The organism is Herbaspirillum lusitanum P6-12 (assembly GCF_000256565.1).
Taxonomy (GTDB): Bacteria; Pseudomonadota; Gammaproteobacteria; order Burkholderiales; family Burkholderiaceae_D; genus Herbaspirillum; species Herbaspirillum lusitanum.
Map to the genome: position 1 here is coordinate 1 of NZ_AJHH01000433.1, position 20007 is coordinate 20007.

17 protein-coding genes and 2 pseudogenes are annotated in these 20007 nt (G+C 57.0%); 12 read left to right on the forward strand and 7 right to left on the reverse strand.

Annotated elements, in window-relative coordinates; all coding sequences use genetic code 11:
• Positions 1–36 precede the first annotated feature (36 nt).
• The 6 genes from HLUSI_RS28680 (at position 37) to HLUSI_RS0113835 (ending at position 5507) form a co-directional block, all read left to right on the forward strand.
• Entirely contained in the window at positions 37–753 is a 717-nt protein-coding gene (locus HLUSI_RS28680) for a substrate binding domain-containing protein (protein WP_016834526.1), read from the forward strand.
• A 350-nt stretch (positions 754–1103) separates the two neighbouring features.
• Positions 1104–1631 (forward strand): 2,4'-dihydroxyacetophenone dioxygenase family protein, encoded by a 528-nt coding sequence (locus HLUSI_RS0113815; RefSeq protein WP_016834527.1) that lies wholly within the window; start codon positions 1104–1106, stop codon positions 1629–1631.
• 16 nt (positions 1632–1647) lie between these two features.
• The gene (locus tag HLUSI_RS0113820; protein WP_016834528.1) at positions 1648–2382 is read left to right on the forward strand and encodes an SDR family NAD(P)-dependent oxidoreductase; all 735 of its coding nucleotides are present in this window, start codon (positions 1648–1650) and stop codon (positions 2380–2382) included.
• Between the two features lie 129 nt (positions 2383–2511).
• Entirely contained in the window at positions 2512–3801 is a 1290-nt protein-coding gene (locus HLUSI_RS0113825) for an MFS transporter (protein WP_016834529.1), read from the forward strand.
• Positions 3802–3828: 27 nt separating this feature from the next.
• Entirely contained in the window at positions 3829–4554 is a 726-nt protein-coding gene (locus tag HLUSI_RS0113830; protein ID WP_016834530.1) for an SDR family NAD(P)-dependent oxidoreductase, read from the forward strand.
• A gap of 152 nt (positions 4555–4706) precedes the next feature.
• Positions 4707–5507, forward strand: coding sequence for an IclR family transcriptional regulator (locus tag HLUSI_RS0113835; protein WP_016834531.1), 801 nt, complete (start codon positions 4707–4709; stop codon positions 5505–5507).
• Positions 5508–5566: 59 nt separating this feature from the next.
• On the opposite strand, the pseudogene HLUSI_RS28685 reads toward HLUSI_RS0113835, so the two are convergent.
• A pseudogene (locus HLUSI_RS28685) lies at positions 5567–6982 on the reverse strand (alkaline phosphatase D family protein); the annotation flags it as partial.
• 523 nt (positions 6983–7505) lie between these two features.
• Here HLUSI_RS28685 and HLUSI_RS0113850 point away from each other — a divergent pair.
• Both HLUSI_RS0113850 and HLUSI_RS31655 read left to right on the forward strand, forming a co-directional pair.
• Complete coding sequence (locus HLUSI_RS0113850; RefSeq protein ID WP_029363507.1) at positions 7506–8708, forward strand: ammonium transporter; 1203 nt, start codon at positions 7506–7508, stop codon at positions 8706–8708.
• A 337-nt stretch (positions 8709–9045) separates the two neighbouring features.
• Positions 9046–9414: pseudogene (locus HLUSI_RS31655) on the forward strand (helix-turn-helix domain-containing protein); the annotation flags it as partial.
• 556 nt (positions 9415–9970) lie between these two features.
• Here the strand turns inward: HLUSI_RS31655 and phnY are convergent.
• From phnY to psrA, 4 genes are all read right to left on the reverse strand, one after another.
• Complete coding sequence (gene phnY, locus HLUSI_RS0113855; protein ID WP_414086854.1) at positions 9971–11428, reverse strand: phosphonoacetaldehyde dehydrogenase; 1458 nt, start codon at positions 11426–11428, stop codon at positions 9971–9973.
• Positions 11429–11483: 55 nt separating this feature from the next.
• Positions 11484–12713 carry a phosphonoacetate hydrolase gene (gene phnA, locus HLUSI_RS0113860; RefSeq protein WP_016834535.1) on the reverse strand — a complete coding sequence of 410 codons (1230 nt, stop codon included), beginning with the start codon at positions 12711–12713 and terminating at the stop codon, positions 11484–11486.
• A gap of 158 nt (positions 12714–12871) precedes the next feature.
• Entirely contained in the window at positions 12872–14170 is a 1299-nt protein-coding gene (locus HLUSI_RS0113865) for an MFS transporter (protein ID WP_040503498.1), read from the reverse strand.
• Positions 14171–14469: 299 nt separating this feature from the next.
• The gene (gene psrA, locus HLUSI_RS0113870) at positions 14470–15573 is read right to left on the reverse strand and encodes an iron-containing alcohol dehydrogenase PsrA (protein ID WP_029363510.1); all 1104 of its coding nucleotides are present in this window, start codon (positions 15571–15573) and stop codon (positions 14470–14472) included.
• A 291-nt stretch (positions 15574–15864) separates the two neighbouring features.
• Between psrA and HLUSI_RS0113875 the strand changes: the two genes are divergently transcribed.
• Positions 15865–16749, forward strand: a complete 885-nt coding sequence (locus HLUSI_RS0113875; protein ID WP_016834538.1) for a LysR substrate-binding domain-containing protein — start codon at positions 15865–15867, stop codon at positions 16747–16749.
• Positions 16750–17178: 429 nt separating this feature from the next.
• Positions 17179–17631 (forward strand): hypothetical protein, encoded by a 453-nt coding sequence (locus tag HLUSI_RS0113880; RefSeq protein WP_016834539.1) that lies wholly within the window; start codon positions 17179–17181, stop codon positions 17629–17631.
• Positions 17632–18013: 382 nt separating this feature from the next.
• Here HLUSI_RS0113880 and HLUSI_RS0113885 read toward each other — a convergent pair whose 3' ends face one another.
• Both HLUSI_RS0113885 and HLUSI_RS0113890 read right to left on the reverse strand, forming a co-directional pair.
• Positions 18014–18493: a CinA family protein gene (locus tag HLUSI_RS0113885; protein ID WP_016834540.1), complete on the reverse strand. Its 480-nt coding sequence runs from the start codon at positions 18491–18493 to the stop codon at positions 18014–18016.
• Positions 18494–18496: 3 nt separating this feature from the next.
• The gene (locus HLUSI_RS0113890; protein WP_029363511.1) at positions 18497–18982 is read right to left on the reverse strand and encodes a DUF421 domain-containing protein; all 486 of its coding nucleotides are present in this window, start codon (positions 18980–18982) and stop codon (positions 18497–18499) included.
• Between the two features lie 129 nt (positions 18983–19111).
• Between HLUSI_RS0113890 and HLUSI_RS32710 the strand changes: the two genes are divergently transcribed.
• Entirely contained in the window at positions 19112–19372 is a 261-nt protein-coding gene (locus HLUSI_RS32710; RefSeq protein ID WP_157137862.1) for a hypothetical protein, read from the forward strand.
• The coding region (locus tag HLUSI_RS0113895; protein WP_238534001.1) for a chemotaxis protein CheB at positions 19338–20007 on the forward strand (670 nt) is incomplete at its 3' end. The genes HLUSI_RS32710 and HLUSI_RS0113895, both read left to right, overlap by 35 nt.

Below are 20007 nucleotides of genomic sequence, written 5' to 3' on the forward strand. Positions count from 1 at the left end.
TAACATCCGCGCCGGCTTTCGCTCACCGAAGCCGGCGTGCTGTACCTGGATCGCTGCAAGCAGATCGTCTCCGCGCTGGAAGACGCCGACCAGATGCTCACCGCCGGCAACACCGATCCGGCCGGCCTGCTGCGCATCAACGTGCCGCAGACCTTCGGCGTGCTGCACCTGGTCAAGGTCTGGCCCTGCCTGCTGCAACGCTATCCCGGCATCAAGCTCGACATCACGCTGTCGGACCGCATCGTCGACATCATCGAAGAAGGCTACGACATGGCGATCCGCATCGCGCGCCTGCCGAGTTCTTCCTTGATCTATCGCAAGCTGGCCTCGACGCGCATTGTCGTGTGCGCCTCGCCCGAGTATCTGGAACGCCACGGCACGCCGCTGCATCCGGAAGATCTCAAGGACCACATGGTGCTCGGCTACAGCTATTCGGCCGACAAGGATGAATGGCATTTCGACGGTCCGGACGGCCCCGTCAGCGTCAAGACCAACGTGCGCATGCACGCCAACAACGGCGACACCTGCGTGGCCGCCGCACTGGCCGGGATCGGCATCACGCGCCAGCCGACCTTCATGCTCAACGACCACATCCGCAGCGGCAAACTGGTGCGCGTGATGCCCGACTACACCGCCGTTGAACTGGGCATCTATGCGGTCTACCCGAGCCGCACGCATCTGCCGGCCAAGGTGCGCGCCACCATCGACTTTCTCGTGCACGCTTTTGAGGAAGTGACATGGGACGATCACTGATCATCGCCGCCCCACAAATCGAAGCTTGCTGACCGCGAGCTGACGACATGAAAAAATCCGCGCACTCGCGGATTTTTTTTCATCTCCCTTTTCATCGCACGGCTTAAGGCGCACAATCCGCGCTCGTTGCGCTGAATGGTCTGACCAATTCACCTCTCAGCGTGCAAGGCCGTGCGACGGCCCCTGACTCGCATACGGACCGGTGCCGGCGCGGGCGGATGACTTGACATACTTTTCAGATTGCTTCAAAGTGACCACATTACAGACTACATGTCCATATATTGGACTATAAAATAATAAAAGGCCGTAGTCGCCACTCATACCGTTACTGAAACCTGAGGAGAATAGGCATGCAACCCACCACGCCGGAAGCATCGAAAATGATGCCCTACCAATACCCGAATCCAAAGGAAGCGCCACTGGAAATCGTGGTCAACTCCGCCATTCCCGACGACGAAAAAGTCTGGGTGCCGCAAGCCGAGAACGTCTGGTTCCGTCCGCTGTGCCTGAACGTCTCGCAAGGCTACTGGACCAACCTGCTGCGCGTGCGCAAGTCCGGCGTGCTGAGCCGCCATCGTCATCCGGCTCCCGTGCATGGCATGGTGCTCAAGGGCCGCTGGCGCTATCTGGAACACAACTGGATCGCCGAGCAAGGCAGCTACGTGTTCGAGCCGCCCGGCGAAACCCACACCCTGTACGTACCGGAAGACGTGGAAGAAATGATCACCTATTTCCACATCACCGGCGTGATGTACTACTGCGATCCGTTCGGCAAGTTCGAAGGCTATGAAGACGTCTTCACCAAGCTCGAGATGTGCAAGGCGCATTACGAGAAGGTCGGCCTGGGCGCCGATTTCGTACAGCAGTTCGTGCGTTGAAGACGTGAGCAAATCCATGAGCTACGTACAAGCCGATTACAACTTCCAGGGGGCCGTCGCAATTGTCACCGGCGGCTCCGGCGGCATCGGCGCAGCCATCAGTGCGCGCCTGGCGCAGGCCGGCGCCGAAGTGGTGTGCTGGGACCTCGCACCGGTCGCCGACTCGCCGTACGGACAGGACACCGTCGATGTCACCAGCGCCGCTTCGGTGGACGCCGCCACGCAACGCCTGCTGGCCTCGCGCGGGCATATCGATTTCCTGATCAACAACGCCGGCTTTGCCGGTTCGACCGTGCCGCTGGACGAGTACGACGTCGCGGAGTGGCACCGCATCGTCAACGTCAACCTGATGGGCGTGTTCCACACTTGCCGTTCGGTGGTGCCTGCCATGCGCGCCGCCGGCCAGGGCCGCATCGTCAACATCGCCTCGCTGGCCGGCAAGGAAGGCACGCCCAACGCCTCCGCCTACAGCGCCTCGAAAGCCGGCGTGCTGGCGCTGACTAAGTCGCTCGGCAAGGAACTGGCCAACGCCGGCATCCTCGTCAACGCACTGGCCCCGGCGGCGGTGAAGACCACGCTGCTGGAACAGATGAGTCCGGCGCACGTCGCCACCATGATCGCCAAGAGCCCGATGGGCCGTCTCGGCCATGTCGAGGAAGTCGCCGAGATGGTGGCGTGGCTGTGTTCCGGTTCGTGCACGTTCAACACCGGTGCAGTCTTTGATTTGTCCGGAGGACGCGCGACTTATTAGCAATACCCATCCGGCAGCCACAAGCCGTCGGATGTTTTATCAAACTGCAACAAGCACCGCAGAGACGGCGCAGGCAGGTGAATTTTTTGCAGCACACCTGCCGCGCTTCATATTCACATTGGAGACAACATGGAAGTCCAAAAGAGCAGCAAGCTCAAACGCATTCAGTGGGTCGCACTGACGTTCCTGATGCTTGCCGGCATCGTCAACTACCTCGACCGCAGCACGCTGTCCATCGCCAACCATTCCGTCAGCCAGGAACTGGGATTGAGCGCATCGGAAATGGGCCTGCTGCTGTCCGCATTTTCCCTCGCTTACGCCTTCTCGCAATTGCCGATCGGCGCGATGCTCGACAAGTTCGGCGCGCGCGTGATGCTCGGCGCCGGCATGATGGTATGGTCGGTGGCGCAGCTGGCCGGCGGCTTCGTCGGTTCGCTGCATCAGTTCCTGGTGGCGCGCGTGTTCCTCGGCCTCGGTGAAGCGCCGCAGTTCCCGGCCGGCGCCAAGGTGGTTTCCGAATGGTTCGCCGTGCGCGAACGCGGCGGCCCGACCGGCATCTTCGTCGCCTCGTCGACCATCGGCCCGGCCCTCGCGCCGCCGATCCTGACCGTGCTGATGCTGTCGTTCGGCTGGCGCATGATGTTCGTCATCATGGGTATCGCCGGTATCGCCGTCGCAGTGGGCTGGTACATTTTCTATCGCAACCGCAATGAAGTCGAACTGACGCCCTCCGAAATGCTCTACCTGGCCGACGGCACCGACAACGATCCGAACGCCAACGCCAAGCTGACCTGGCACGAGTGGAAAGGCCTGTTCAAATACCGCACTACCTGGGGCATGCTGTTCGGCTTCATGGGCGTGATCTACATGGTGTGGCTGTACCTGACATGGTTGCCTGCCTACCTGGAACATGAACGTCACCTGAGCATCGCGCGCACCGGCTGGGTGGTGGTGATCCCGTACATCTTCGGCACGCTGGGCATGTTGTCTTCCGGCTACATCGCCGACGGTTTGATGAAGCGCGGCATGGCGCCGATCCGCAGCCGCAAGTGGCCGATCTGCGCCGGCCTGATCGGTGCGGGCGCATTCACCATTCCTGCCGCCTACACGCCAAGTACAACGATGGCGATCGTCTACATCTCGCTGGCGATGGCATTCGTGAACATGGCAAGCGGCGGTGCATGGGCGCTGGTCAGCGTGGCGATTCCACGCCGTCTGGTGGCCTCGCTGGGCAGCCTGCAAAACTTTGGCGGCTACCTCGGCGGCTCGCTGGCTCCGCTCATCACCGGCATCGTGGTCGACAAGACCCACTCGTTCGTCAACGCCCTGCTGATCAGCGCCGCAGTCGCGTTCGCTGCCGCGCTGGTGTACATGTTCGTGGTGAACAAGCCGATCGAAGGCGACCGGGTAGCGGCGTAATTTTATTTTCGACCTGAAGGAAAGCACATGACATTCACTCCCAACCTGTTCCAGGGTAAAACCGCGCTGGTCACCGGCGGGACCCAAGGCATCGGCGGCGCGGTGGCGCGCCAGCTCGCCGCCATGGGCGCCAAGGTCATCGCGGCAGGCTTGCCGCCGTTCGCCACGGAAGAGTTCAGCGGCACCGGCGTCACGCTGGCCGAACTCAACGTGGCGTCGGAAGACAGCGTCAGGAATCTGTTCGCCGGCATCCAGCAACTCGACATCGTGATCAACTGCGCCGGCATCATCAAGCGCGGCGCCGAGCATGAGGTCGAGGTCTTCGAGCAGGTCATCGCCGTCAACCTGACCGGCACCATGCGTATCTGTTCGGCTGCGCGTGCGCTGCTGAAGGAGAGCAAGGGCTGCATCGTCAACCTGGCGTCGATGCTGAGCTTCTTCGGCGGCGGCCTGGTGCCGGCCTACAGTTCCAGCAAGGGCGGCGTGGCGCAACTGACCAAGTCGCTGGCGATCGCTTACGCTGCGGATGGCATCCGCGTCAACGCGGTGGCGCCGGGCTGGATTGCGACGCCATTGACCAAGGCGCTGCAGGAAGATCCTGCGCGTTCCGGCCCGATCCTCCAACGCACGCCGCTCAATCGCTGGGGCACGCCGGAAGACATCGGCAATGTCGCGGCTTTCCTGTGCACGCCGGCAGCCTCGTTCATGACCGGCGCCGTGGTGCCGGTCGACGGCGGCTACCTGGTGTCCTGATCCTGCAGTAACGTATTAGCTTCCCGGCGCCGCCACTGCTGCAGTTCTATCGGCGGCGCCGGGAAAACCCTCGGCTATAATGCCCCTCTGCTGTTCCGGCCATCCCCCGGGTTCTTTTATCCCCCGCTTTATAACCGACGCCCATGCCGCCCATGCTGTCATCCGACACCGCCGCCGAAGACAATCCGAAGATCGCCGGCACCGCTGCGTTCTCCAAGTTCATGGTCGTGCTGCAGCTGATCGCAGACCAGGACGAGCCGCTGTCGATTGCCCGGCTCAGCGCCCTGAGCGGCTATCCGCGTCCGACCGTCTATCGCATCCTGGCGGCGCTGACGGCCGAAGGCATGGTGGTGGAAAATCCGCGCACGCGCCATTTCGAACTCGGCCCGCGCCTGATCAATCTCGCCAGCAAATCGTGGTCGCGTTCGGACGTGCGTACCGCCGCCATCGACGCCCTCCAGCAGTTGCGCGACACCACGCGCGAAACCGTCCACCTGGCCGTACCCAGCGACAATGGCATGGTCTACATCGAGAAGCTGGAAAGCCCGCAAGCCGTGCGCATGACCTCGCGCGTCGGCACGCGCGTAACGCTGTATTCCAGTTCGGTCGGCAAGGCTTATCTGGCGGCGCTTGACGAGGCCACCCGCAACCGCCTGCTGCGCTCTGTCAGAATGCAGAAGTTCACGGAACACACCATCACCGACCTCGATGTCCTGCGCGCCGAACTCGCCGTGGCGCAGCAGCGCGGCTACACCGAAGACCGCGAAGAGAACGAAGCCCAGATCTTCTGCGTCGGCGCGCCCATCTTCGGCGCCGAAGGCACCCCGGTCGCCTGCATCAGCGTCAGCATTCCGCTGTTCCGCAAGCCGGCTCAATTGCAGCAGGCGTTGATCGATCCACTGCTGTCAACCTGCAAGCTGATCACGCAGAAACTGTCCGGCCCTGGTCGCTGACGTTAACGCTAACGCCGCCCCTGACGCGGACCGCCGCTGACGCTGATCACGTCATCCGCTCACGCCTCCGGCGCGATCTCCACGCCATACAATTTGCTTCCCTCGACATTGTGCAAAGACACCGTCATGACCTTGGTCCTGGCGTCGATCTTGGCTATGCCGAAGAATTGATACAGATCCGCCGGCGAGCGATTCTGTTTCATGTCGGCGGGAATGCCCACATAGCGCACGTCCGGCCCGAACGTGCGGTCGATCTCGCCGGGACCGAAAGTGCCGGCATGCAGCGGCCCGCCGACAAATTCCCAGAACGGTTTGAAGTCGGTGAACTGCGCCTTCTCCGGCATGTAGTAAGTCGCCGACGCGTAGTGCACGTCGGCCGTCACCCACACCACGTTCCTGATGTTGTGGCGCTTGATGAAGCGCAGCAGCTCTGCGACTTCCAGCTCGCGCCCGGACGGCTTGCCGTTGTCGGCATTGGCCCACGCCTCGAACGTGCCCTGCGGCACATCCGCATTCAGATCGGGCACGACGATGGAAATCGGCATGTCGCTGGCGATCACTTTCCATGTCGAGCGTGAGCGCAGCAACGCCTGCTTGATCCAGCGCATTTGCGCCGCCCCGAGGAAAGCCGCATCCGGTCCTTGCAGCGGCTGGCGATTCGGCGAATTGGCGCCGCGATAGCTGCGCTCGTCGAGCATGAACACTTCCAGCAAGGGTCCGTAGTTGAAGGAACGATAGATGCGCTCAGGATCGGCGACGTCGATGCGGAACGGGTTGTACTCGAACATCGCCTGCCGTGCACGCTGTCTGAGCACATCCAGCTCGCGCTCCTGATAGCGCTTCTCCGCTGCGCCGATCACCTGGCCCGGATACCAGTTGTTGCGCACTTCGTGGTCATCCCATTGCACCAGGAACGGCACCTCGGCCATGAAGCGCTTCTTGTTGACGTCCATCAGGTTGTAGGCGAAGTTGCCGCGATAGTCGTCGAGCGTCTGCGCGACTTTGGACTTGGCCGGCGTCACCAGATTGCGCCAGATGCTGCCGTCATCGAGCTTCACTTCGGCCTGGATCGGCCCGTCGGCATAAATCTGGTCGCCCGAATGGATGAAGAAGTCCGGCTTGAAGCGGCGCATGGTTTCATACACGCGATAGCCGCCCCAGGCTTCGTTGATGCCCCACCCCTGCCCGGCCTCGTCGCCGGAAAACGCGAAGCTGATGTCGCGTTCACCGCCGCCGGGAATGATCAGGCTGCCGGTCACCGGCGCACTCCATGCCGACTCATGCTGCAGGTCCTGGAAGCGCAGGCGGTAATACAACCGCTGCGACACCGGCAAACCGCGCAGATCCACGCGCGCGGTGTAATCGTTGCGCACCAGCGCCGCAGGACCGACCATGGTGACAGCGTTCTTGAAATTCTCGTGGACCGAATACTCCACCACCATGCGCGCCGCGCGATCGGTGCGGGCGTCAACGAACCCGCGGTCAACAGTGTGCCGGCGCCGAGCGCCGCATCACACAGAAAATCGCGACGGGAGGACGGAGACAAAGGTGATGACGGGGACGAAGGCAATGAGGGGGAAGACGGCGAAGAGGATGACGCTGCATCGTCGGACATGGCGGACTCCTTGGCTGATGACATGGAAAATTGCAATGTAGCAATGCAATGTGACCGTTCCATGAACAAATGCTGGCCTGTGCAGCCCCAAGTCCACTCGTGTTCGGATTCTCGATGTTGCTCCACGCAAACCCTGAATTACGTCCACGCCCTCCCCGCAAATCCAGCAGGACGCCAACATCAGCGCAAACTGCTCGTCTTTGCCGCGCACCAGGCAGACGCACCATTTCGCACGATTTACGTGCAATTTTCAAATGGTTTCCAAAACCTCGAAAAAATCCCTTTTAAATTCAGGCGCTTAATAGTTTGCACCGAAATGGAATGAATTTTGCTTAATAGAGTGCTTTTAAAATATTTTTGCACAATTATTGGGAGATTTTTCCGTGGACGATCACAAAAATGGTGCCGATGCGCTTTTCGTTTTGCTCGGCGCAATCATGATTCTGGCGATGCATGCCGGCTTTGCGTTCCTCGAACTAGGCACGGTGCGGCGCAAGAATCAGGTCAATGCGCTGGTCAAGATCCTGGCCGACTTCGCGGTATCGACCATCGCTTATTTTTTCGTCGGTTATTACGTCGCCTACGGCGTCAGCTTTTTCAGCGGCGCCGAAGTCCTGTCGGCCCGCAGCGGCTTTGAACTGGTGAAGTTCTTCTTCCTGCTGACCTTCGCGGCCGCCATCCCGGCGATCATCTCCGGCGGCATCGCCGAGCGCTCCAAATTCCATCCGCAACTGATTGCCACGGCGGTGCTGGTCGGCCTGGTGTATCCGTTCTTCGAAGGCATCGCCTGGAACCAGCACTTCGGCGTGCAAGCCTGGCTCAAGGACGTATTCGGCGCCGAGTTCCACGACTTCGCCGGCTCCATCGTCGTGCATGCGGTCGGCGGCTGGATCGCGCTGCCTGCGGTGCTGTTGCTGGGTGCGCGCCGTGGCCGCTACACGCGCGAAGGGGCGATCGCCGCGCATCCGCCGTCGAACATTCCCTTCCTCGCGCTGGGCGCATGGATCCTGACGGTCGGCTGGTTCGGTTTCAACGTGATGAGCGCGCAAACCCTCGACAAGATGAACGGCCTGGTTGCGCTCAACTCGCTCATGGCGATGGCCGGCGGCACGCTGGTGGCGCTGGTGATGGGCAAGAACGATCCCGGCTTCGTCTACAACGGTCCGCTGGCGGGACTGGTGGCGGTATGCGCCGGTTCCGACCTGATGCATCCGCTAGGCGCACTGGTCACCGGCGGCATCGCCGGCGCGATCTTCGTGTGGATGTTCACCCGCACGCAAAACAAATGGAAGATCGACGACGTGCTCGGCGTCTGGCCGCTGCACGGCCTGTGCGGCGCCTGGGGTGGACTGGCGGCCGGCATCTTCGGCACGAAAGCGCTGGGCGGCCTCGGCGGCGTGTCCTTCATGGCGCAATTATGCGGCTCGCTGCTCGGCATCGGCATCGCCGTCATCGGCGGCTGGATCGTCTACGGCCTGCTCAAGAAAGCCATCGGCATCCGCCTCGATCCGGAACAGGAATTCGAAGGCGCCGATCTGTCGATCCACAAGATTTCGTCGACGGCGGAGCGCGACACCAGTTGGTGACAGTGATAATTAACAATAAAGTCTGTAATTCGGAAATAAAGTCCGTCGAGTTCAGTAAAGTCTGTCGAGAGTCCTAATACTGTATGGAAAATACAGTCTTCAACAGACTTTTGCGAATGACAAAAGCCACCTTAAAGGTGGCTTTTTCAACATTATCGGAGCACGACTGTAACGAAAATCACCAATCAGCGAGACAGCAAAGGAGCTTCTCGGACCGCAAAATTGGACTATTGTTGTTTTGCATCGAAAATTGACCCACATAGCCGCATAATTTGCACCGAGAATTGACCCACGTTTAGAACACAATTCTGCTTATGACCATAAGCAGGAGATCGGAGTGATCGACGTGGCATTACTAGGCATTATTCGACGCTGGCACCTTCGTGACCAGGTCCCATTGCGAGAGATCGCCAGGCGTTTAGGCATTTCACGAAACACCGTCAGACGGTACATTCGCGCGGAAACCATTGAGCCAGCCTATGCAGACAGGCGTCCCAGGAGCTCTCTGGATAAGTACACAATAAAACTCTCGGCCTGGTTAAAAACCGAAGCGGCCAAGTCACGCAAACAACGTCGTACGTTAAAACAGCTCCATTTGGAGCTGCGAGCGTTGGGCTATGAGGGATCGTATGATCGAGTCGCAGCCTTCGCCAGACGCTGGAAGGTGGATCAATTGGAGAGGGTCAATTCTGCGAGCAAATCAACATAACCTAAAAATTCGTCTAAGCCCCCCCCCTATTGATCGATTAAATCGACTTGAAAATACGATTAAAAATTTTCGGCAATACCCTTACAGACTTTAAAATTTATTTGCTAAAAATTAGAGGTAGATTTTGCGCGAGATTCACTGCACAAAAAATACAGACTTTATTGTTCATTATCAACAGTGATAATTAACAATAAAGTCTGTATTCGGAGAATAAAGTCTGTCTGGAATCGCAAAGTCTGTAAAAATGGTTTGATACCATATCAATAGGTTGCTCACTAGACAAACGCCCAAAAAGCAAAAGCCACCTCAACAGGTGGCTTTTTGCTTTGAAACATCAATGATCATACTTCCCGAGGTCTGCTATCGGCCGGAAGCAGTCGTTGAACAATTAAAAGGCCAGCGAAAAATGCGCCAATGCCGACTATGGATAGTGGCGCATTCTCGATAGCTCTTAATAATTGGCATTTGGTGCCATCAGGGTTCTACAATCGCTCTGAAGCAAGCAAGACTGGATAAGAAAATGAAAGAATGCCCCCAGAGAGGGGGCACGCTTTTACAGCCAAGGCACCGAATAAGTCTTGGTATTGCTAAAACTCTTCATCGCCTCCAGCACGCCTTCCTTGTAACCCAATCCTGAATCCTTGATTCCGCCGAATGGTGTCAGCTCCAGACGGTAGCCGGGCACCTCCCGTACATTGACGCTGCCTACTTCCAGCTCGCGGACGAAACGGGTGATGTAGTCCATTCGATTGGTGCATACCGAAGATGACAAGCCATAGGGAGTCGAATTGGAAATTCGGATTGCATCCGCGATATCGGTGCAACGTATGACCGGCGACACCGGGCCGAACGTCTCTTGTGCGACCAGTTTGCAATCGGCAGGAACATGATCCAACACCGTCGGCGAATACAGCGCGCCGTCTCGCACATTGCCGTACAAGAGTTTGGCGCCGCAACGTTCGGCATCCTTCACCTTGGCCTCAAATTCCATCGCAGCACGTTCATCGATCACGGTTCCCATATCATTACCTGCGTCCATGGGATTGCCGAACTTTATCGCCCGTGTTTTAGCGACAAGCTTGTCCACGAATTCATCTGCGACCGCCTGATGCACGATCATACGTTTGATGGCCGTACAGCGTTGACCGGAATTTTTGTAGGAACCGGATACCGCCAGCGTGGCAGCTTCTTCTATATCCGCATCTTCCATGACGATGATAGGGTCGTTGCCGCCCAGTTCAAGCACCTGCCGTTTGTAGACGGCCTTGCCGGCAATGTATTTTCCGATCGGCACGCCGCCGGTGAAGGTGACCAGATCGACGTCGGCGTTAGTCAGCATTTCATCGGCGATTTCCTTGGGGTCCCCCGTCACGACGGAAAACATCTCCGGCGGCAAGCCGGCCTCGTACAGGATATCGGCCAGCAGTAGTGCAGAAAAGGGGGTCTTCTCGGTCGGCTTCAGCACCATGCGGTTGTTTGTTGCGATGGACGGCGCCACCTTATGTGCAACCTGGTTCAATGGATGGTTGAACGGTGTAATGGCAGAAATGGCACCCAGCAACGGCTCCTTCATTGTGTAGACTTTGCGCTGCTTGCCATGCGGGGTCAGGTCACACGAAAATACCTGGCCGTCGTCCACCAGCGTCTGATTGGCCGCAAATACGAAGACGTCGCAGGCACGACCCACTTCATAGAGCGAGTCCTTTTTACACAACCCGGATTCGGCGGTAATCAGGTCGGAAATGGCGTCGGTGTTGGCTCGTAAAAGCTCGGACGCACGCAGCATGATTTTTGAGCGCTCGAAACGCGTCAAGCTCGATTTGAACTGGCACCCGATACGGAAAGCGTCCCGAATATCACCGACGGTCGCTTTCGGAATCGTACCGACCAATTTGCCGTTGTAGGGGTTGCGTACTTCGATCACGCGATCACTACCGACCAGCTTCCCGCCTATGCGCATCTTTTGATGCAAAGGTAGTCCATCTTTGAGTTTGCTCAATTCCGTTAACATCGACATGTCATCTCCTGATTGATTATTTATTCACCAGCCGCACTCTTTGCCTGCATCAAGCTGCGGCGCGCATCGCCAGATAGAACACATCGAAATTGCGCAAACGGTGATCCGATGGAATTTCGGCCAGTTTGCGATTGAACATCAGCGGCACCCGCTGTTCGGAGATACCGCCGTGCGAACGTAAGGGCAGATGCAGCTCGGATAAATCATGGCGGGTGGTGGCGGTGCCGATTACCGTCAGACGCTCGCTGACGACGACCAGATCACCGATGCGGTCTTCCGGCAACTCGAAGCGCTCGGCCGCTTCAGCGCGCGTCAGCACCAACTCGACGCCGGCGATCGCAGCGATCTTGCGCGCCACGTCAGGCAGCGCAACACCCTCGCTCAGATACACGGTGGCGTAAGAACCCAGAGCGCCGTGATGCACGACATAGGGATCGGTAATCGGCAAGATCACGCGCGTTTTTCCGACCCCGACCTTGGTATCCAATGCATCCTGCAGGTAGATGACGTTGGGCGTGCCGGCGCTGTCGGTCTTGGCATTCATGCCATGATCGGCAGTCAGGCCGATCACGGCGCCCAGTGCGTCGAGTTGGGTCAGGTAGTGATCCATCATTGCGTAGAAGGCATTGGCGCCCGGTGTACCGGGAGCAAATTTATGCTGGATGTAATCCGTCGTGGAGAGGTACATGATGTCGGGGCGCTGCGTCTCCAGCAGCTTGACGCCGGCGGCAAATACGAACTCCGACAATTCGGCGCTGTACACGGACGGCAGCGGCATGCCTGTCAACTCCAGCAGATTCTCCACACCATTACTCTCCAGCGTGGCCTGATCCGCTTTTTCTGCAGAAAAGCAAATCCCGCGCATCTTGTTGCCTAGCAGGCCGCGCAACTTGTCCTTGGCGGTGATCACGGCCACCTTGGCGCCGGCATCGGAGAAAGCGGCAAAGATGGTCCCGGCGCGCAGATATTTGGCGTCGTTCATCATCACTTCCTGATTCGCTTCGCGATCCAGAAAATAGTTGCCGCAGATACCGTGAACGGAAGGCGGTACGCCCGTGACGATCGACAGATTGTTCGGATTGGTGAAACTCGGCACTACGCAATCGCCGGTCAATACTGTTCCCTGCTGAGCCATTTTTTTCAGGAACGGCGTGACACCGGCCTGAATGGCCTGATTGATGTATTCCTGTTCACAGCCGTCGACGCAGACTACAACGACAGGTTTCTTCATCCATGGATAGCTGCGTCCATTGACTTGCAGGTTTTGAGTGGTCGACATACATCATCCTTTCGGTTTTGGAAGTAATCAGACGAGGATCAGCCGTGGCGGCATATATATGCTGCCGTCGATAGCGCACAGTGACGTCATCGCGCCCGCAATGAGCCGATCCTCTTGGGTTTTGAAAAAAAGCCGGCGGCGGGTGCCGGCTTGTATAGTCAGCGTTTGATGAAAAAGGCAACCACCGCGCTGATTGCACAGCTCACCGCGACAATCGGAAAGACAAGCGACGTGTCTCCGGACGTATCCAGCATCCGCCCGATGAGCGGTTCGCCGAGGCCGGCAAACAGATACGAGGAAAAATTCATGATGCCCGTCGCAGTACCCGCACGACGCGAGCCGACCAGATCAGGACACAGAGCCCAGAATGATGATGCCGGACCATACACAAAGAAACCGCAGAGAAACAGGGCGACGACACCGATGAGGGAGTTACCTGGAATCGTGAACATCCACATGGTCGTAATCGCACCCAGCACCATGTAGAGCATGATCGCCTTGTACCGCTTTGAGCCGAACAATTTATCCGAGATCCAGCCGTTGCTCAGCGCCCCAATCGCCATCCCGACGGGAAGCGCGATGCTGATCCACTTGGGATTGATGAATGCGTCCGGCGACTTGGCCCAGTTCGATCCAAAGAAATGCACCGGTACCCAGACGATCAGGCCGTATCGCGCTGCATTCTGAAAGCCGAGAGAAAGAGCCGCGATGTCCAGGCGCCAGTTTTTCAACACCGCCTTGTAGCGGCTCCAGGATGATTCGGTCTGATCGTCCTGGACGGCATGCGCCTTGTCCACTGCATCGGCGACGCCGGTATCCAGCGGCTTGAAGCCCATGTCTTCCGGCCGTTCGCGCGCCACCAGATAAAAGAATATGCCGCCGGCCAGCATCAGCAAGACCGGGATGCGGAAGATCCAGCGCCAGTCGAGATGGAAGACATCAAGTACGGCAATCGATGTGACGTAGGACAGTACCGAGGCGCAACCTGCGGCAAAGACGTAGAAGCCATAGACCTTTCCGCGTTCACCGATACCCCACCAATTCGCCAACAGGCGGCTGCCCGGCGCCCAACCGAGTGCCTGGAAGTAGCCGTTCACGGCCCATGGAAAAACCAGGGTCACGAAACCGCTGGAAAAACTGACCACCCAATTGGCGAAGCAGGAAAGAACTGCGCCCAGACTCATGATCCGCCGGCCGCCGTATTTGTCCGCCAGATTGCCATTGATGGCCTGGCCGATGGCATAGGACCACAGCATGGCGCTTGAGACCCAGCCCAGCATTTCCTTCGAGAGCCCAAACTCTTTCTGGATACCGGGAATCGCAAAACCAAAGGTCTGTCTGCCGGTATAAAAGAACAGATAGCAGAGCATCGCAGCGAACAGCATGCGCCATTGGGCGCGGCGAAAGCTCGTAGTGCCTGCCACGAACGCAGTTGACGACGTATGTACATAACTCATTGCATGTCTCCTTTTTAGAGGATAGCCGAGTTACGCCCGGCAACCTCCCTCCTGCTTAGTTGGAAAAGGGTATTTTTTATTTGTATAAATTATTCAGACGCTAAGATCCTGCCGGTTCCAGGCCTCCAACCTGAAAGAGTGAACATGACTTGATTTGAAAAATTGCTGATTCTTTTTGCGCCAGAATTTCTTCTTGCTCTTGCACATCAGGCAATGGTGTTGATTCGGTCACCGGGATGGACCGGAGGCGCCGTGATGCAAAGATCGTCAGCGCAGAGACGATTGGCGCGCGCTGATACTCAAGGCAAGGCAGCGATGCTTTTTGCGCCGATGAAATTTTTCCCGCGTGCGCCCTGCATCGCGCCTTGCACCATTTCCAGCGCTTCCGGCGATGAGACGCCGTAGTCGGAAAACTCGGTCTTCACATCCAGCTGATGCAGGAAATTTCGCAAGCGAGCGACAGCTGTTTGGCAGTCACTGTTGAAGACTTTTTGCAATACCGCATCCCGCTCGGGCGTTTCGCCCCAGGCCATCTTCAGCACCAGCGGCAACGTGAACGAGCAGGCGATTCCATGCGGCAGGCCGTGACGCAAGGTCATCTCGTAAGAGATCGAATGCGCCAGCGCAGTTTTTGTATTGGAAAATGCCAGCCCGGCCTTCATCGCCGCCAGCGCCATGGAAGAGCGCAGGGCTTTGTTGTTCAGATCTTTTGCCAGCAAAGGCAGGCAAGTCATGATGTCGTTGATTGCCGAGATGGCAAAAGCATCGGAGACTGGATTGGCGTTGACGTTCCAGATCGATTCCAGGGCATGCGACAAGGCATCTAGTCCGGTCGAGATGGTGACGTGGCGCGGCAGGCTCAGCATCAGATCAGGATCGACAATCGCGGCCCTGGGCCAGGTGCAATCCAGGTGCAGTGAGTATTTTTTCTGCTTCTCCGCATCCCAGATGGTGGCCCAGGGAGTGACTTCACTGCCGGTGCCGGCCGTGGTCGGGATGGCGATGAGCGTCTTCACCCGATACGGCGTAAATGGCTTACCGTCCGCAAGCAAAGCCAGCAATTCTTCGAAGCGCCCACTTTGGGTTCCGACGATCAGGGCCTTGGCGGTATCGATTGCACTGCCGCCGCCCAGCGCCACGACGGTATCGCATGCCTCATCATTTTGCCAGAAGCGGTCATACATGCCGGCCAGGAGCGCGACATCGGGATTCGGGCTCACGTCCTCGATGACGTATGCCAGTTGATCCCCCAGCAACTGCTCGATTTCCTGAATCAGTCCCAAAGCGCGTGCTTCGGGGAAAGCCACCACTACCACCCTGGCGCCGTCAACGATGGTTGGTAATTCCGCAAGGCTTCCGGGGCCGAAATGGGTTGCGACAGGATTAAAGAATCGCTGCGTCATGCGTGTCTCCTTTTTGTGGTCATCCGTTTTGTTTGGAGCAATTGTCAGCGTGGCGGCGATGGTGGGCAAATCGATTGTTTCGCTGCTTCTATCGGCTGGACCGATAATGCGAGAAACGCCACTTATTGTTATTGCCTGCATCGCAGCGCTGAAGTAAGGTAGCAGCGCCTGTTGCAATCAGGCGGCTATCACAGTGCTCTGGCAGGCAAAAGAAGAACCGGAAATAATTCACCGATCGGGCCAGTGGCGAGCTGATGGATAGAGAGGAGAACGTGTTCTTGGGGAGACTTTATGTACCAGTACCACAAATGGATACGGTCGTTTCACGCGGTCGCAAAGACACGCAGCTTTACTGCTGCTGCGACGTATTTGCAAATCGGCCAGCCGACCATCAGCGAACAGGTCAAGGCATTGGAAGACCGATTCGCCGTGGAGTTGCTGTACCGCAGCGGTCGCCACGTCGAACTGACTGATGCCGGCCAACGTTTGTATGAAATTACAGAAGGAATTTTTGGCCAGGAAGATGAGGCCGTTCAGTTACTGCAAAGTCTGCATTCTCAAAAAACCGGGTTGTTGCGCATCGGCGCGGTTTCTCCGCCGGTGGTGATGAATCTGACTTACGATCTGATGCACAGACATCCAGGCATCGAATTCGCGATTTCGATCAATTCGGAAAAGGAGACGCTGTCCCGGCTTTATGATTTTACGATCGACATTGCGATATTGGCGTACGTAGACCCGGACAAACGCTTGTATGTGATTCCCTATCGCACCTACCCGATCGTTGCCGTAGTGAGAGACGACCACGCCTGGGCGAACAAGGCTTCTGTACCTCTGAAACAGATTCAGCATGAAGCGATCATCATGCGGGAATCCGGCTCCAAAACGCGCGAGTTGCTGGAACAGGCATGTAGCAAACAAGACATCCGGATCAATTGCGTTATGGAACTCAACAGCCGTGAAGCCATCATGCATGCCATTGCCGAAGGCCTTGGCATAGGATTCGTGGCGGAGATCGAATACACGGCCATACCGGGGACGAAAGCGATTCGACTGCGAGACGCGCAGGTCAATATCAATTACTACATGTGCGCGCTTGCAGTACGCAAGAATCGACCTCTTATAAAGAATGTGCTTGATAAAGGATATGAACAAAAGAGCAGCCGCAAAAAATGATCGTTAGATATGTGCTTTGACAAACCAATCTTTCGGATAAAGACAATCACAAAAAACAAATTTTGGCCGGCTCTTTGGAGGCTACCAACCATCGATAGTGATGGCATTCGATAGTTGACGGTGATTAGCGTGGATTGTGTTTTGGTGCTAGCGGACGTCCGCAATCGGCCAGAAGCGGACTTTCGAACTACGACGTCCAGACCGCGCACCTGCGCCAGCCAACCTGCGTCCATGTTTTCATCAGGACGGAGCGGCGGTTACCCTACTATTTACGATTTCTATATCTATATATGCAATCAGGACAGCCAGAGTTCACAGAGAATCCGGATTTCCTTACTACGCTTGGTCGAGAATTCTCTACAGTTTTAAGCGAAGCTAAGGTCGAGGATGTTTGCGGTCAAGACATATACTCAGTTATAGCTCAGTATCTTGGTAAGCCTTTACCTGCTTACGCTCTCCGTTGGAGCAATCGTTGCTGTCGCGGCCTTGTTTTTGAATTTTCTTCCAGAAACATTTGAGCCAATTCGAGTGGCTCTCGCGTGCGGCTTGATTGGCGTGATCGGAGGAACCCTCTATTGCATTCGGGCGGTGTACGTAAATAAGTGCGTGCGACAAACCTGGGATCCAACCTGGCACGTATGGTATTTTCTGCGGCCGTTTGCCAGCTTCCTCTCTGGGGGTGCCAGTTTCTTGTTCCTCAAAGCCGGCTTGCTAGTATTGGAATCCAGCTCTAAGCAGAACTCGACCGAACTCGGCTTTTACGCACTTGCATTCATTGCTGGCCTCAATGTCGATAAGTTTGTGACAAAGATAGAAGGCGTTGCTCACGCAGTATGGGGAATAGAGAAATCCCGATCAGCAGGCGAAAACAAAAAAACATAAGCGGTCAGATTTGGCATACGGGTCTGAATCAAGCTCTTCGGGCGGTGCTCAATGACCCCGCTGCCTACTATTGCCCGTCTACGTCGTCCACTGCACGACTCGGCGATGACGTGGGTTGACGCGACCGATACTCGTAGGGAGCTGGGTTGAAAATTTTATGCGCGGTATGTGGTCGATTGCGCTGGCCTGAAGGACTGCTGAAGCTGACTAGAGTCGCGATACAGGGCCTAGTTCAGCGGTTGGAGGAAAAGATCATTGCCTTCGAAAATCGATCCCAAAAAAACGTACAGACTTTGAGTCGCTTTTTCTAAATGTCGGAATAAGTCCTGATTCGGCTTTTCTCCCCCAGATAATTACAGACTTTATTGTTGATTATCACAGGTCAACAATGCCGCCGGAGATTTTCAATGGCGTATGTGGCGGCTGCGTGCCGTACGGCATTCCTGTCGCCCTCAAACAGTTTCGTTTCCGAATGAATCCGAATCGCGCCATCTTCGCGTTGCAGGCCCCACGCAAAACAGACCGTGCCGGCCTTGGTTCCATCGGGAGCATCGTCGGGTCCCGCCACTCCCGTGTTGGCAATGGCGACGTTAGCGCCACTTTTCTTCAGCGCTCCTTCCGCCATTTCTCGCGCCACTTCCTCGCTGCTGAGTCCGTATCGTTCAATGGTTGCCGGGTTCACGCCGAGCACGCGGATCTTGGCGGCCGGGGAGTAAGTGACGAAGCCGCACTCCAGCCAATCTCCGCAACCGTCGATCGCTCCCAGCATGGAAGCCACAAGACCCGCCGTACAGGATTCCGCGGTCGCCAGGCGTATTGAATTGGCATGCAAATAGTTCGCAACTTGCAGGAACGAGTTCATTTTTCAATCCTTCTTGATGACGCTTATTTCTCCGTCGCCTTCCATGATCATTTCGCGGACATGAGAGATCTGGGTAACGCCATTCTCCCGCAGCTTCGATTCGATCTCATCCATCGTGACGAACTCCTTGCGCATGTTGCGGCGAAGGGCCTTTCCATCCCGAATCAGCACCAGCGGCCTTGGTTCAAGCAGGCGTCGCAATGGCCTGGAGTAGTAACTGGCGAAATCGATGGCATAGTTCCAGAAGGTAAGGGTAAGCACAAGCAGCATGGCATCGGGCACACTGTTGGCGTCTCCGCTCATCCCGTTTTGCGAGGCATCGGCGATGATGACCACGAGCAGAAAGTCACTGATGCCGACGTTGCCGACATCGCGTCGCAGAACCAGGCGAAATAGAACAAACAGGAAGACATACATCAAGGTCCCCCGCACCACGATCTCTTCAATCGGAACGCTAAAACGAAAGAGCTCGGACCAGTCAATATTCATGGCATCCTCCGCCATATCGGGAATGACTATTGTCGAGCGTCACAAGGCAAGCGGCCAGCAGCGAAATTCGCAGAGATATGTAGGACGAATACCTAACGGAAAACGCCGGGATCTTCCCGGGCAGCCTGAATGGCAGATACACCGGCGGCCGGGATCTGCCTGTCGTCTTTTTCTGACGATCGTTTAAGCATTCGACCTACAAGTATTTTTCTTGAAAAAGACTATTTTCGGGGTGAAAAGCCTTTCGCTTTTTCTTGCGGGACGGGCTGTTATCCAGACGTCCCCTCCGAATCCGATAAAATAATGAAAAGACAAAGTCATCGCCTCTTTGGCGCTCCGACGACGTTTAAAAAAAATGAAGTCGTCCCCATCGAGGCTAGCAATGAATGATTTAGAACAAACCCTGACTCCTCCCTCCTCGCTGCAGTTTCCCATTGTCGGCATTGGCGCATCCGCCGGCGGACTGGATGCATTGTTGCGTCTTTTCGAGAATATGCCGGCGGCAAACGGGATGGCGTTTGTCATCGTTCTTCATCTGTCCCCGAAACACGAAAGCAACATTGCGCTGCTCTTGCAAAAGAGTACAAAAATGCCGGTGCGACAGGTCAATGAACCGATCACCATCCAGAACAATAATGTCTACGTCATTCCCCCATCCAAAAGCCTTTTAATGCGCGACGGCCAATTGGTGGTGGAACCGATGGTCCGGCCGCGTGGACGCGCGGTCGCCATCGACATGTTTTTCCGCACATTGGCTGACACGCACACGGTACGCAGCGTCGGCATCATCTTGTCCGGGACCGGCTCCGACGGCGCGGTCGGCATCGCTCGCATCAAGGAAGCCGGCGGCATCACCATCGCGCAAGATCCCAAAGATGCGGAATACGACGGCATGCCGCAGAACGCCATCGAAACCAGGGCGATCGATTTCGTGCTTCCGGTGACGGAAATCCCGCAGCGCCTGATGGAAGTAGCCGACAATCGCGTTCAGATCAAGCTGCCATCTGCTTCCGCTCTGAACATCG

Coding starts and splice junctions, on each gene's coding strand:
- HLUSI_RS0113885 (WP_016834540.1), bottom strand. CDS start 18,493: ATGAACTCGTTCCTGCAAGTTGCGAACTATTTGCATGCCAATTCAATA.
- HLUSI_RS32710 (WP_157137862.1), top strand. CDS start 19,112: ATGGCAGATACACCGGCGGCCGGGATCTGCCTGTCGTCTTTTTCTGAC.
- HLUSI_RS0113890 (WP_029363511.1), bottom strand. CDS start 18,982: ATGAATATTGACTGGTCCGAGCTCTTTCGTTTTAGCGTTCCGATTGAA.
- phnY (WP_414086854.1), bottom strand. CDS start 11,428: ATGTTAACGGAATTGAGCAAACTCAAAGATGGACTACCTTTGCATCAA.
- HLUSI_RS0113830 (WP_016834530.1), top strand. CDS start 3,829: ATGACATTCACTCCCAACCTGTTCCAGGGTAAAACCGCGCTGGTCACC.
- HLUSI_RS0113820 (WP_016834528.1), top strand. CDS start 1,648: ATGAGCTACGTACAAGCCGATTACAACTTCCAGGGGGCCGTCGCAATT.
- HLUSI_RS0113835 (WP_016834531.1), top strand. CDS start 4,707: ATGCTGTCATCCGACACCGCCGCCGAAGACAATCCGAAGATCGCCGGC.
- psrA (WP_029363510.1), bottom strand. CDS start 15,573: ATGACGCAGCGATTCTTTAATCCTGTCGCAACCCATTTCGGCCCCGGA.
- HLUSI_RS0113815 (WP_016834527.1), top strand. CDS start 1,104: ATGCAACCCACCACGCCGGAAGCATCGAAAATGATGCCCTACCAATAC.
- HLUSI_RS0113875 (WP_016834538.1), top strand. CDS start 15,865: ATGTACCAGTACCACAAATGGATACGGTCGTTTCACGCGGTCGCAAAG.
- HLUSI_RS0113825 (WP_016834529.1), top strand. CDS start 2,512: ATGGAAGTCCAAAAGAGCAGCAAGCTCAAACGCATTCAGTGGGTCGCA.
- phnA (WP_016834535.1), bottom strand. CDS start 12,713: ATGTCGACCACTCAAAACCTGCAAGTCAATGGACGCAGCTATCCATGG.
- HLUSI_RS0113865 (WP_040503498.1), bottom strand. CDS start 14,170: ATGAGTTATGTACATACGTCGTCAACTGCGTTCGTGGCAGGCACTACG.